Raw genomic sequence first — 14656 nt, 5'->3', positions numbered from 1 at the left:
TCAGGCACTTCTTTAATGGCTATTGAAATAATGTTTTTTGCTTTTTTTTTATTTCATAAATTGGGTTTAGTTATTGGATGTAATTAAGTTCTTGTCAACAGACAAATTGATTAGGGGGAATGATAGGGAGGAATGTTTGGCTTTATATTTGGTTATCGTTTTTAGTTCTTAATAAAAGTACAGCAAACATCTATGGACAGCAACCTGTACTGTCCTGCATCACCATTCTTTCGGAATAGAAATCACACAGATGTTCATGGAACGATTGTTCTCGGACAGCATCGCCGATTGAATTTGTATTTTTGTGCCATCAGGACTCATTGTGGGATGCGGATGATCGGCTGCTGTTTGTTTATGTCCGGCAGAAAGCAGTCTCATTTGATGAGTGTGCCTGTCAATTAAATAAATACTGCGCGAAAAATCATCTCCTACGGCCCATCTACCATCTGGTGAACCACTTACATGCCAAAGCCCACTTCCACTTGGTGTTTGACCGGCAATAGTCATTTCCCTGGTTCTTAAGTTTACAATGGCCAGTCCGGTCGGTTTCTCTCTTGTACCTGATGGTCCCCAGGCACTTTCCTGTCCCGGGTTAACTCCGTTTACAGCCGTTTGTGGAGCTGCAACTCCCACCGTACCGGGTATTTTCCGATGTCCCATAATCGCCATTGCCACTTCATCACGAGAGATCACTGCTTCGTGGGTAACCCATTCATATTCAGACTCCGGATACAATGGTCGTAAGCCGGTTCCATCAGCCATTACTGTCCAGGTTCTTTGTGGAGATTTACCACCTGTTTCCCAGCAAAACACAATTTCTCCGGGCATCCAGGGATTCGTTTGTATATGTCCAACCTGAAACGGAACTGAAACAACATACTTTATTTCTCCTGTTCTGATATTCATAGCTGCAATACCTGATGGCCCTGCCCCCATCTTTCTAGGACCAAAACTGGGTTCGAGTTTTGTCCCTTTGGCGAGGTGTTTGGCAGCTTCTTCTTTTCCAACTCTAAAATAAGCCCAATCTTCTGCTCCATCCAACGCCATATCTCCACCTGCACCAATTTCTTCTGGTGTAGTTCCACAAACACGCTCATAAAAAGATACTGGCTTCATCTTTCCTGCTTTACTATCTGCAAATACCTTTGCAAGGTCTACTTCGATAATTTTTACCGGGCCACCAAAACGTCTGGTGGTATCTACATTTCTCATGAAATACAATTTCATTGAATTTCTGGCGATGTTTAACATCCCGGTGTAACCACCTTCTGTTACCTGGATGAGATCGCCTGTTTGTTCATTCACAGCCATAGCCTCTCCATGTACACGGCCTGATCTGAATATCAGCCACTGCCCATCAGATGTCCATTGGTTGTGTGTTTGATAAATCTTGGAATCTCCAGCTGGGGTACTCGTTAAAAAAGTGAGTGTAACACCCGTTATCGGATCTTTAATAACCTTTCGCTCTGAAGGAAAGCGTCTGCCAATCTGTGCATAAGCTGCACCTGAACATAAGATAAAAATGACCAATAACCCACCTAAACAAATTTTATGTTTCATATACACTTATTTTTTGGCGATTTCAACTGCATAAACCTGGCTCTCCCCTTCAAAATTGGCTCTGAAGATGACCCATTTCCCGTCAGGAGAAAAGTGCACATTAGGTTCAAGTTTATAACCATGCGCTTTCATATTGACCAATCGTTCGGCTTCCAACTTATCTCCTACGGGACGGAAAAGGTAAATCCACATGCCATCCTCTGCCTTAGCCACTTGTTTTGGATCGCCTCCATCTCCGGCAAAAAGCTTTTGGTCCGGTGAGATGTTAAAATGTATCGACCATTCATTTCTTTGAAGCTGGTATTTCTTTTCCGCTCCTGTCTTTAGATCTACTCCTGTTAAGTAAAATGTGGTGCTCCTTGGCATTTGATGATCAAACCAGATTGTTTTACCATCAGGAGCAAAAAACTCGTGCCCGGCAATTTCCATATCCATACTGCGGTTATGCCTTTTTTTTACTTCACCATTGGCAATATTAATGGTCCAGATCCGATCTACTTTGTGCCATGGCCCTTCCTGGCAAAACATTAAAATATCTTTATCTGTCGGAGAGAACTGTACGTGTCCTAACCAGGTATTTTCAGTATGAATCTTATTGAATTTACCTGTTTTGAGGTCTACCGTGAATAAGGTATTTGGAATTTTAGCATCATAGATTCTGTTAAAATACTGACTTTTTTCAGGGTATTGCTTCAAAATTTCTCGTTCGGCATTCCCATCACTATACCTCCCGGCCAACACAGTCTCATCAGCATTCATAGTTGAAATAGTCGCCTTAAATTCTGCCGGAAATACATATAGTAACCTCGTTTTCTTTGTTATTGCACTACTGGCAAATACACTGTCTTGTATCTGATAAACGACTTCCTGTGATTTATGAGCAACAATTTCACCGCGCATAGGCAGTTTCTGATGCGTAATTTGCTCGGTTTTTAAGGTTTTCAGATCTACTGTAAAAACCTGTCGGTTGTTGTCGACCGTGTTATAAAAAAACATTTTATCGCCTACAAACGGGTTGTTATGGAAATAAAAGCTACCGCTACTGCCGGGTAAACGTGACAACCGAACCACCTTATGGCCTGTTTCCTGATCTACCCACTCCTGCGGCATTGGCTTTTTAGAACCTGTTTCCAAACGATCCTGGGCATGAACATACATCCCGGATAAGGCAACCATGCCTACTATAATAAAATTTGCTTTCATCTATTTATACATTTGAACTGAACTGTCATTAATTTCAAAAGGATGCTTTTGCAACATTCTGTAGGTTTCGGCTCCGGCCAAAAGTACCGGTCCATAACTATGGGCAGCAAAAACATTAACCGGACGGTAATAATAAAATGCAGGATCAAACCCCATCCCCGTACCTACGCAGGTACCTTCAACCTGACCATTTGCACTTATTTTAGTACTTACGGCATTCCAGGCCAACAAGGCCATCGGCCCATAGGCTTTTGCATCCAACCAGCCATTGTTAACAGCTCGTGCAATGCAATAAGCGTAAATTGCGGTAGCTGAAGTCTCCAGATAAGAATCATTACGATCCAGTAATTGATGCCAAAATCCGGTTCCATCCTGCAAACCAGCCAGTCCTTTTACATGCGCTTTTAACATTTTTAAAATCATTGGCCGGCCAGGATGATTAGCGGGCAAAGCATCCAGTAACTCAATTTTGGTCATCAGGCCCCATCCATTGGCACGGCCCCAATGAAATTGCGGATGTGGATCCATGTCCTGAACCCAGCCATGCATATAAAGACCTTTTTCATGATTAAACATTCTTTCAGCAAACAGTTGGTATTGCTTTACCGCTTCATCAAAATACTTCCCTTCCCCGGTTAAAACACCCATCTGTACAATTGCAGGTAAGCTCATGTATAAATCATCCAACCAGAGTGTATTAGGTTGGGGCCTATTTCTTGCCAACGTTCCGTCTTTTAAACGAAATTCTTTGGTCATGATGTAGTTCAGGTAATTCTCAATTATCGGACGAAGGTTTGATTTAATTTGTCCTGTTCTTTGTGCTTTGATCATTGAAGCAGCAATAGAGCCGGCATCATCTAGTGCGTGCGGATCCAATACCGAACGTACCGGAGTTACCGCGCCTGGATTTGTTTTTAGATAACTTTGGTATGCAGCAACTACATCTGCCAGGAAATCGATCCTTTTTATAGTGTAATCACTAAATTTCTTGTCGCCCGTTGCTGCAGCAGCTTCCAGCATCCCGGTATAAGTAACACCCCATTCATAACTGGTTAAACGATAATCCCCAGGTTTAAAAATGGTATTTGAATTTACTTGTTTTAAGTCTGAAACCACCTTTCCATTTGTCTTATCCACCAACTGAATGGGTGTAGTATTATCGAGGTAATTATAAACTCTATCCAGGGCAACCTTAATATCACTCGGTTTTGTTTCACCATAAGGGGTAATGTAAGCTGGTTTCAGCAGGTGTAAAGGTGTAGTTACGTCGTTCCCTTTTGTAGTTACATATTGGGCAAAAGAAGACATCGCAGAGAAAGCCAGTCCACAAACGCATAACATTTTAAGTCTGGATTTTTTAAATGATCGATTAGAAACAAACATAATTAGGTTGGATACAACAATACTTATCCATGCTAGTGAGAAAAGTACAGTAGGGTTTATAATTGGTTAATAAACCTAATCTAGAGATTTTTTATAGCAGCCCCATCCTGCTGTATCCTGTCCTCAAGGTAAAGAAGTCATTACAAAAACTAATCGTTTCTATATAAATAATGCTTAAATTACTTCAAATAAAAAAAATGAAACGTACCCTTATTCCAGTGCTGTTCATCAGCTGCTTATTCATTGCGTTAGAAGGTTATGCTCAGGCACCACTTTCCAATATCGATGAGACGAAAGTTCCTGCCTATACCTTGCCTGATGTTTTAAAAATGCAAAATGGCAAAACCGTAAAAAACAGCACTGAATGGGAAAAAGTACAACGCCCCTATATTTATAATTTGTATCAGACTATTCAGTTCGGCAAGTATCCGGTTAAATCTGTTCCTATCAGATTTGAAGTGATGAAAACTGATCATACGAAGGATGGTTTTGCAACCCGAAAACAAATTCGTATTTACCTGCATCCGACCGACAACAGTATCTATACCGATGTGCTTTTATATCTTCCAGCCAAGCTAAAAAAGCCGGTAGCTGTTTTTGTAGGATATAACTTTTCAGGCAACCACGCATTAGAAGCGGATAGCTCAATTTTACTTTCGCAAAGCTGGATGCCAGCCAGAGGTAAGGGCGTTGTTAATAACAGGGCTACAGACTTGTCCAGAGGAACAGATATCACTCAATGGCAGGTTAAAGAAATTTTATCGCATGGTTATGCATTGGCGACCGCATACTACGGCGATCTGGAACCCGATAACGCTGAAGGCTGGAAAACAGGAATTCGTACGACATTAAAAAATGTATTGAAAATACAACCTGAAGAATGGAGTGCTATGGGTGCCTGGGCGTATGGCTTAAGCCGTATCTATGATTATCTGGAAAAGGATAAAGACATTGATGCCAAAAAAATCGCAGTTATTGGTCATTCAAGACTTGGTAAGGCTGCTTTATGGGCTGCTGCATCAGATCCACGTTTCTCCTTAATTATATCCAATGAATCCGGAGAAGGTGGGGCTGCCCTTTCTAAACGATGGTATGGAGAAACCGTAAAAATCATCACAGAAAAGTTCCCGCACTGGTTTGGTGCTAATTACAAAACCTATGGCGATAAAGTGACCGACTTACCGATAGATGCTCACATGCTTTTATCTTTAATGGCGCCAAGACCATTATATGTCGCCAGCGCCGAGGGCGACACCTGGTCTGATCCGAAGGGTGAGTTTCTAAGTGCAAAAGAAGCAGGTCGTGTTTACGCCTTGTATGGCAAAAAAGGAATTCAGACAGATGAGCTGCCTGCCTTGCACCAGCCGGTTGGGAACATCCCTCGCTATCACATTAGAGCAGGAAAACACGATGTCACTTTATATGACTGGCAACAATACTTAAAATTTGCAGATGAGCAATGGAAATAGTTGTCGAATCAATAGGAATAACCATTTTTAATGTTCCCAAAATTGATAAATATCCGATCTAAAATAACTCCCGGATCAATCATATAAATGTGCAATGTATGTTTACCCGGTTTTAAATTCTGTATGTTTATCTTTCTGATGGCACTGTTCCTTAAAACATTCTGCTTCCATTCCTCAGATCTACCCTGAGTTTTAAAATCCAGCATATTTAAGGGTCCATTGTCTATCGAAACCGCGTATCGCATCCGGTAATTATTGTTAATTGGGTGACTTGGTAAGGTATAAATACTTATTTCCGGATTACTTGCAGTGGAGGTATTAAAGTCATATTCAACACAAGCATTATTTTCTTTTAGGGTTGTTGTATTTTGAAGATCAGGAATTTTAACTCCTTCAAGCGGCAAGGCCATCAAACTTTGACCAGTATACCCCAGATCATTGATAAGTGACCAGGTTTGGCCGTTTTTATTGTTAATCCTGTTAAATTTTGAAGCGGGAACGGAAAGATAATCATTAGCAGACCTGACATTTACGGTTACATTTAGTTCTTTTCCGTTTGCACTAAAGCTGATGTTGCCATTTTCCTTCTTTGCTTTATCCCAATCGATACTTACCCAAATCCGCTGTTCTCTTTTGCCCGGTTCAGGCTTTAAGGTACCTGAACTTTGAGACAACCTAATCCATGGTTCGGTTTTAGTTGTCCAGTTTAGTGTTTTGTCGGTACTCAGGAAAACATCGATAAAATAGCTTTTATTGCTTAACCGGTTAAATGCTGGTAAAACAAAACCAGCATCTGGCTTAGTAACTAAAGAAGAATCCTTGCTCACAAAACCTTCCGGGGCTATGCTCCAGATACCTGATTGATCGATCTTTATGCCAGGAATGTCAGGGGCCTGATAAACCGGTAAATTGCGTGGAATCATTGACATCATATTTTTCCATTTACCATCACTCAGCTCTATATTGTAGTATTGTGTTTCTTTAACAATATCATCATAAGCTTTTTTAACTAACAGGGCATAATCTGCGGCACTGGCCCTATTCTGCCTCGCATATAGCATTGCCTTATCCCGGTAAAGAAATTTTTTGTTCATCAGTGATGCACCTACTACAGGATAATACACCAATTGATAAAAGGCATCTGCATCTTTGCCACTTATTTCTGCCCGCAGGGCTTTCACCCTTTCCGTTAGCTGTTCATAATGATCTATCCGACGCTGAGCTTCATCACCATAGTAGAAATGGTTGTAGTCTGTATAATTAGTCTTTGTAGTGGGTTCGGTCTGGCTCCAGCCCATAAATTCGGGCTTGCGCTCAAAAGCAAGCTGGTAATACTGCCATAAGATATCTGTTATTTCAGTAGCCTTTTTATCTCCAAAAATGTTAACTATCCATTGTTGCAAATGGGTCTTTGAATAGTTGCTGTCTTTAAATGGTCCGACTTTATAAGCCATATCTAAAAACAGCTGCATGTTATATTCGCCTGGTTTTATATCTCCTATATTTAAAACCCATAAACGGTTTGACTTTGTTTGATAGGCCTTCATCATTTCTTCGCGGATCAACCCCGGATGCGTAGTACTTAACCAAAGGTAATCGTGTGGACGCCCCCAGTAAGAAGCATGGTAATAAACACCGGAGCCACCGGCACGCTCATTTTCTTTTTCATTATTTAAACGCTGGATATAGCCATAATTATCGTCGGGCCATACCAGGGTAATGTCCTCAGGCAATTTAATTCCTCCGTCATAAATATCCAGCACCTCTTTGTATACGGTAAACACTTGCGGAACTTTTTTTACATTGGGATTGATATATTTTTGAAGTAGTTTACGTTGATCCTCAATGATTGTTTCCAGCAAAGGGATAGCCTCTTTTACAGTTTTCACTCCTTCTATAGCCCCATCGTGCACGCCACGCATACCTACTGTATAAATTGCATCGTTATTTTTGCTCTCTTTTACTCTTGTTTCCCAATAGTTGTATACCCGATCCCGATTACTTAAGTAATTAAAATCACCCATGGTTTTCTGCCATTCGCCTACATTATTCCGTAGCATAGGTTCAGCATGTGAAGACCCCACTACAATAGCATAATCGACAGCAATCTTTTCATTACCTGGATAATGATAAAAGGCTTTGGTGCTGGGGTGCATGGCCGGCCAAATCAAGTTGGCTTTTAGCCGAAGTAGCAACTCAAAGATCCGGGCATAAGTTTTAGGGCCTATATCACCGGTTTCAGGTTCCAGCGTTTTTGCCGCCCATGGTTGTAAACCCCAATCTTCATCATTCAAAAATATCCCCCTGTATTTTACCGATGGGGACTCTGACACCACTGTCCCCTTTATAAAAATATTTTTTTTTAATACAGGATGGACGTCTGCCCACCAATACCAGGGCGAAACACCAATAAGTTCAGACAGCTCAAAAACACCAAAGGCTGTACCCCTGGGGTCACTGCCTACAATTACAAGCGTCTGTTTTACTCCCGGTAAAGGATTTTCAACTACGGAGATACTAAAAGTTTCCCATTTGTTTTTTACTTCAGCTATAGTGATCTTCTTATTGAGTACCAGTTGGTCTATCAATTTTGATTTCCCAATGGTACCAATAAGTACACTAAGCGGACTAACAACCTTGCTACTTGCGACAACTGCAGGCCCAATCCCTGAAACTAATTTAACATCGTTTTTCAGGGCATTTGCGGCAATATGTACAACTTCAGCATCGGCCTCATCAGTATAAATTGTAGCTGCCTTTCCTTTGTTTAATAAAGCAAAGCCACCTGAAACAGGCTGTTCTGAAACTACAATTCCTCCTTCTTCATTTTGCTGTGCTTTAGCAAAATGATTTAAAGACAGGAATAGCACTGTAATTACAAGAAATAGCCTCATTCACTTAATTTAATATTGATTTCTTAAAAGCAACCCAGATTGGGATTTTTACCTGCATAACTGAAACCTACATTTACCCCTTTATCAATTAAGATGCTCCCAGTCGCCAACCGCAAAAAATTATTCATAGGTAAGCTAAAATCAGCACTACGCTTCTGAGTTAAAAATGATTCCTTTAGACTTAAAAAGTCGGCATCAGTTATACTGGTATTCAACTGAAAATAATTATTACTAGCATCACATAGTAATAAGTCTACATTACTAATCTCTTTTGTACGAGCTTTATAACCCAAATTATTTTTCATGATGTGCCCATAACCCGGAACATCACTGGTAAACTCTGCGTTCCTGTTCAGCATATTAAAATTCACTCCATTTTTATAAGCCGTGTTGTTGTACCAGGTATCGCCTCCTAAATGATGATTGGCATAAAATCCTGAATTTTTGTTACCCACAGCAAGACAAAAATAAATTTGATGATGTGGAATTACAGCAGGTACTCTATTGGAACTTTTAACACCAAAACCTCCCATTTTAAATCCATTACCGTCGCCCAAATTAACAAATGATGATGAGTATCCATTGTAAAAAGCCCAACAGTTCTCAAAGGTAATAGCGGCCATTGCATTGATGCAATCAAAGCCATCGTCGCTATTAAACCATGCTCTACAACCTCTAAACACATTACCTACATATTCAGGACTATTGGGATGACAGCCAAAGCCATCTGAGTTACCTCCTTTTTTATTTTCTGAAACATCATCCCAGTTGTTATAAGCGTCGCAGTTTAATATCAGATTATTCCCACCTTTAGTTAAGTAGAATCCATTGGCTTTCCCATCATGCATACTAAGCCCTTCATAGATATTGTGGCTACCTTCATTTCTAAAACATTCGCTTTGTGTGTGGGAAGTTAAAGTGACCTGAACACCTTTTACATCCAATCCTTTAATGCTAACATAAGATGCTTTCACCAAAAAAGCTGTAATCCTTAATCCGGGAGGAGCAATATTAGAAAAATCGAATACCGGTTTTTCTCCAGGGTATGCCAAATAATTTATCCTGGCTTTTTCGGTCCCACTCTTATCGAGATAAGTTACACAAGCATATAAGTTATCAGTTTTAGCAATTTGACTGCTTTGCATCACATAGTTTCCACCCCGGATGTAAACGGTATCACCAGGGATACAAGCTGTCTGAGCCTTTTGAATCGTTAAAAATGGCGATTCAATTGTTCCAGGATTATCATCGCTGCCTTTAGGAGCAACATAATATGTCTTGGCCGGAAAGCTTTTTCCATTAACAATGCCGGTTATCAATAAGACTGTTAATATGGTAAGGTATATTTTCATGTTCATTATTTAAAAAAGATTAATCTTGTCTTTACCAATCGAGCTTTAACAGTGCTACACCTTGTGTTGGAAGCGTTGCTTTCACAATAGCTTTTCCGTTCACCAAGATTAATCTATCTGGCTTTCCAAAAATTTGCAATTGTCCACTTTTTTCCAATTCTGAGATTTGAGCTCCTGAAGGATTTTGTGGGGAGCCCATCTTTTTCCAGACTTCATAAGCGTTACTATGCTGATTGTCTATCAGGAATTGAGTTAGTTTAACCTCCTTTTTCTGTATCCCTTTAAGATTGATGGTGATCTCTGTTGGAGCTCCAAGAGTATCATCATCATGATAATTCCAAATCATAATTGCAGCCGTTTTGTTATCTATGGTTGCTAAACTGCCAATGTCTGATTGTGTATCCCTGATGCTTGTTGTTAAAACCTTATTGAGTGGATACATCAGATCAGTCTGTATTTTTACACGTGCTCCCGTCATCATTCCAAACATCCTGAATACATTCAAAACTGGTTTATCCACACCATTTGTAGCCAAGTCCCTGAATCCGTAAAACCATGGTTGATTTTCAAACTCAAAGGACCAGGATACCGCACCTACAAAATTGACACCTATGGAATCTGCAATAGCATATTTACGTGCAAAGGAGGCTGCTGTATAACTGGAGTACATAGTACCATTACGATAAGCATTTTCAGGATTGGTTGCCATACCGCAAGCGGCACAACCTTCTGGATCTGACTCTCCGATAATGATAGGAAGGTTTTTAATTTCAGGATAGCCGGCCACGATCTTAAAACCGCTATATATATCACGTAGTTGTTTGCCCATATCCATTCGGACGTGTCCATCAATTATTTTGGGGCTTCCCTTTGCATGAAAGGCAATAAAATCAAGCGGGGTACCAGTTACACCTGTTGCATAGTTTTTACCTGAAATACAGTGTTCAATGAATGCTTTTAAAAACTTAGCACCCCTGTTCCCCGCCGGACCAGTAACATGCGGTCCACCTATTTTTATAGTCGACAGGGCCTTTCTAGCCCCGTCGACTGTATAATCGTATAACTTTAAGTATTCCTCCAAAGTACCACCCCAATACGGACTATCGGGTTCGTTCCATAGTTCCCAGTACCAGCTCTCTACCTCTTTTTTTCCATAACGTGCTACAGAATGTTTTACCCATTCATATACCAGTTTGCTCCATTTGTTATAATCTTTAGGCGGATATGTCCAACCTTTAAATATTTCATTATACGGATCACCGGGCTTCCAATGATGTCGATATGGCTGTGGCTTTACAGATAAGGCTTCCGGCATAAAACCAATCTGTGCCAAAGGTTTCATCCCACGTTTAATATAGGTATCAAAAATACTATCCACTAAAGTCCAGCTGTAAACAGGATTGCCTTTCTCATCTTCAGTATACATATTAGTAGAACCCCACTTTAAAGCCGATGGAGGTCCATCATTGGTTACCATTAAACTATGTGTACGAACATAAACGGGGCCAGCGCTTAATGCAGCAATTTCTGTAAGCAATTTTTTACCGTCTTTCATATAGGTATAATTGGGTTCATCATACCCAAACCATGCCCATGCGGGATACATCTTTCCTATTTTTTGCTGAAAATCTATATGAACAGTTGCAGGTATTGCTACTTTCTGTTGTGCAAAAACAGCATAGTTCATGACAAAAATGCCTACTAGTAATAAACAAGAACGCTTTATAGATATAATTAATAGGGTCATTTAGCAGTGAAACGGATTACACTAAATTTTAACAATTGTATTATGGATTAATTCTTGGAAATACGTTAAACTCAGAACCTTGAGAATAATCATCCTGATTCCAGAATAAGATGCCAGCACTGATTTGGAGATCAGATGTACTACCAAGATCGCAAGAGCCAGCATATGAATACTCCGATGATATTGGGTAACTCTCACGTTCCCAACTAGGGTCGTTGCTATAATCTAATGGAGCATTCCACAAAACTTGTTTATTTGCGAACAGATTCATAGGACTTCCGTCGTTTGCTATAGTAGCCTGAAACTCACCTATCATATTTCCAGGATTAGATGGAATATTTTTCACTGTCACGTTGTAATGCAAGGTACGTCCATCGACATCCAACCAAAAATTAGCATAAAGAAAATCACTATTATAAGTATAAGAGGTATTATTGATCGTTGTCGTATAACTTCCGGAAGATACCCATGCAGTCGGCGATTCCCAGGTAACAGTTTGCGCTTTAACAGCAACAACAAGGAGAAGTAAAACAATAGAAGAAACAATTCTTTTCATTTTCTTAGATTATGGATAATTTGTGCCTACTCTTTTCAGGATTTTCGACCTACTCCTTGAAAGGAAAAAATACATTTTAAGGAATAATCGTAACTTGCAATCCAAGGCCTGCAGATTGAAAATAACCAGACTCACTCCAAATCAGTATCCCTTGAACAAACATAAGAGCATCTTCTGAACCAATATCAGTAGAACCTGAATAGGTATAGGTTGAACTGCTTGGATAACTCTCTCTTTCCCATTCTGAATCATAATAAGACGGCTCATTCCATATCGCCCGTTTATCCACCAAAGAGTTACCTGGCCATCTATCCACAAGAATACTTGATTGAAACTCTCCCATCATATCGCCAGGATTATAAGGGATATTCTTAGCTGTAGTTATATAATGCATTGTATGACCATCTGCGTCTAATCTAAAATCAAGATAAAGGAAATCACTATCAAAAGTATAGCTATTACTCGTGATGGTTTGTGTATAAGTCCCTGAAGATACAAAAGGGTTCATTGGATACCAAACAACGGTTTGCGCCTTCGCTGCCATAACAGCAAAAAGCAAGGCGATTGAAAAAGTAATTCTTTTCATTTTTTATTAGACTAAGAATGATTATTGCCTACTCTTTTCAGGATTTTCGGCTTACTCCGCAAAATTCACTTGCTTATTCTATTTCCACTTAAATGGCAAATACCAATTATTCGGATCCATTAATTTACCACGAACCATCGCCGCATCTGGATTGCCATCTTTAGATAATTTATCGTAGATCTTGTCAGCCAGATAAGCTGGATCATTTCTACGGCGCGCAATCCGAACAAGATCTGGCCAACGATTTCCTTCATAAGCCAATTCCAAAGCAGCTTCATTTATTATCTTATTTTCCATATGAAGAATCAAACCTTGTCTATCTGTTACTGCTTTTTTCGGATTCCCCGGAACACTCATGTCAAAAAAACGAGCCGAATCAATTGTGTTGGGTTTAAGATAACCTCTTGTCCTTACTCCAGATGAATTATGCCATGGATCTCTGAAATAAGGAATTGTTCCCATCCGTGCATCAAAATTATACGGAAAGGGAAGAAATGTTGCTTGTTTATTTGTCTGATCGCTATTGGCTGGATTAGTATCAAATGTATTTTTAATACCGTCATTTAAAAATGCGTAGGCTACCTTATCTTGATTGTCTCGATTAGCCGCTTCCGCATAACGTAAGAAAAGTGTTGCGGCCCTATATAGATACCAATACCCTCCTTTCTCTAATGGATTAATTGGCAGCCCCAAAGTAGTTGGATCCTGATAACGGTATATATATTTCATGATAACCGGTTGACCACTCACTGCACGAACTGTAAATCTACCACGTTGATCATAAGGGAATCCATTCATCTGGGTCTGACTATTCCAACGATCTATAGCCGATTGAGACGCCGTAACCTGATACTTCCCTCCTTGATTAGAGAACAATTCAACAAAAGGGTTTTGAGGTTGAAAGCTTTTATCAAATGGCAAGACCCATATCCATTCATGGTTAAAAAAAGCATCCGTCTGGGCGCGTCCGAATATGGAACGCCAGCCTTGATTATTATTATCTACCAATTGATTAATATCTTGCTCCCTAAAGCGGGTATAACTCACTCGGTTATCGTTATTATTCTGTACATCAGAAGCTGTCAGCTTATACCTATAAAAAGCAATATTTATATTACCATCTGCGTCATACAACGATAAAACTCTTTTATAATACTCTGCTGCGGTACGGTAGTCATTTTTCCATAAATGCAGATCACCTAAAAGACAGTTTTTATTGATAAAGAACTTCTCTGTTGCATAAGTATCCACCGTTGTAATTAATGATGTTCCTGTCGGATACATCTCTTTATAAGGCAGTGCATCAGTAAAAGTAATCAGCTTGTCCAACAATTGATCAAATGTCAATTTAGGAAATTTAGATTCATCCTTTAGATCATTGATATTTGAAATAGGGTCAGTAACATAAGGGATCCGGCCAAAATGAATGCCTAATTGTAAATACACAAAAGAACGAATGGCTCCGATGTCGGAATAACGCGTATTATATTCAGCTACCGTCATTTTGTTATCCCTCAACATTACATCAAAGTTCTTCAAGGCATCATTACAGTTTAGAATCACCTCATAAAAAGGCCTTGGATCTGCATAGGGATTATCTTCCGTTACATTACTTGTTGTAACCTGTTTCAGATACTGATCTGAATTTGCGGTTACATCCATTAAATCTGCACGCAATTCATTGAGCACTACGTATTGTTTTGCCAGATTCATAAACTTACCATAAATCCCAATCACGGCGGCGTCAGCGTCATATACGTTTCTGTAAGTTTGAATAACATCGAGCTTGTCTTTTGGCTCTACATCTAATATTTTTTTACAGGAAATGGATGTCAGGCTAGCTACCAGTAAAACACCACATGTTAATTTCGAGTATATTTTCATCATCATCTTTTTATCTGGTAAA

Annotated in this window: 10 protein-coding genes; 1 reads left to right on the top strand and 9 read right to left on the bottom strand. The window is 39.7% G+C overall.

Annotated features, from left to right (window positions below; translation table 11 throughout):
• Positions 1 to 219: 219 nt before the first annotated feature.
• From P0Y49_03350 to P0Y49_03340, 3 genes are read right to left on the bottom strand one after another with little or no spacing between them, the layout of a single operon-like run.
• Complete coding sequence (locus tag P0Y49_03350) at positions 220 to 1560, bottom strand: hypothetical protein (GenBank protein ID WEK20185.1); 1341 nt, start codon at positions 1558 to 1560, stop codon at positions 220 to 222.
• Positions 1561 to 1566: 6 nt separating this feature from the next.
• Complete coding sequence (locus tag P0Y49_03345; protein WEK20184.1) at positions 1567 to 2763, bottom strand: oligogalacturonate lyase family protein; 1197 nt, start codon at positions 2761 to 2763, stop codon at positions 1567 to 1569.
• Positions 2764 to 4104, bottom strand: a complete 1341-nt coding sequence (locus tag P0Y49_03340; GenBank protein WEK20183.1) for a glycoside hydrolase family 88 protein — start codon at positions 4102 to 4104, stop codon at positions 2764 to 2766.
• A 239-nt stretch (positions 4105 to 4343) separates the two neighbouring features.
• Between P0Y49_03340 and P0Y49_03335 the strand changes: the two genes are divergently transcribed.
• Complete coding sequence (locus P0Y49_03335; protein ID WEK20182.1) at positions 4344 to 5615, top strand: acetylxylan esterase; 1272 nt, start codon at positions 4344 to 4346, stop codon at positions 5613 to 5615.
• Positions 5616 to 5623: 8 nt separating this feature from the next.
• On the opposite strand, the gene P0Y49_03330 is transcribed toward P0Y49_03335, so the two are convergent.
• The 6 genes from P0Y49_03330 to P0Y49_03305 form a co-directional block, all read right to left on the bottom strand.
• Positions 5624 to 8509: a glycosyl hydrolase 115 family protein gene (locus P0Y49_03330; protein WEK20181.1), complete on the bottom strand. Its 2886-nt coding sequence runs from the start codon at positions 8507 to 8509 to the stop codon at positions 5624 to 5626.
• 23 nt (positions 8510 to 8532) lie between these two features.
• Positions 8533 to 9861, bottom strand: coding sequence for a right-handed parallel beta-helix repeat-containing protein (locus P0Y49_03325; GenBank protein WEK20180.1), 1329 nt, complete (start codon positions 9859 to 9861; stop codon positions 8533 to 8535).
• 31 nt (positions 9862 to 9892) lie between these two features.
• Positions 9893 to 11548: a beta-xylosidase gene (locus tag P0Y49_03320; protein ID WEK20179.1), complete on the bottom strand. Its 1656-nt coding sequence runs from the start codon at positions 11546 to 11548 to the stop codon at positions 9893 to 9895.
• 100 nt (positions 11549 to 11648) lie between these two features.
• On the bottom strand, positions 11649 to 12164 hold the full coding sequence (locus P0Y49_03315; GenBank protein WEK20178.1) for a hypothetical protein: 516 nt from the start codon (positions 12162 to 12164) through the stop codon (positions 11649 to 11651).
• Positions 12165 to 12240: 76 nt separating this feature from the next.
• Positions 12241 to 12750 (bottom strand): hypothetical protein, encoded by a 510-nt coding sequence (locus tag P0Y49_03310; protein WEK20177.1) that lies wholly within the window; start codon positions 12748 to 12750, stop codon positions 12241 to 12243.
• Between the two features lie 78 nt (positions 12751 to 12828).
• Positions 12829 to 14640, bottom strand: coding sequence for a RagB/SusD family nutrient uptake outer membrane protein (locus P0Y49_03305; GenBank protein WEK20176.1), 1812 nt, complete (start codon positions 14638 to 14640; stop codon positions 12829 to 12831).
• Between the last annotated feature and the right edge of the window lie 16 nt (positions 14641 to 14656).

The organism is Candidatus Pedobacter colombiensis (assembly GCA_029202485.1).
In the GTDB taxonomy this organism is placed as follows: Bacteria; Bacteroidota; Bacteroidia; order Sphingobacteriales; family Sphingobacteriaceae; genus Pedobacter; species Pedobacter colombiensis.
Note: the sequence above shows the minus strand (reverse complement) of the source record. Positions and strands in the feature narration are given on the sequence as shown.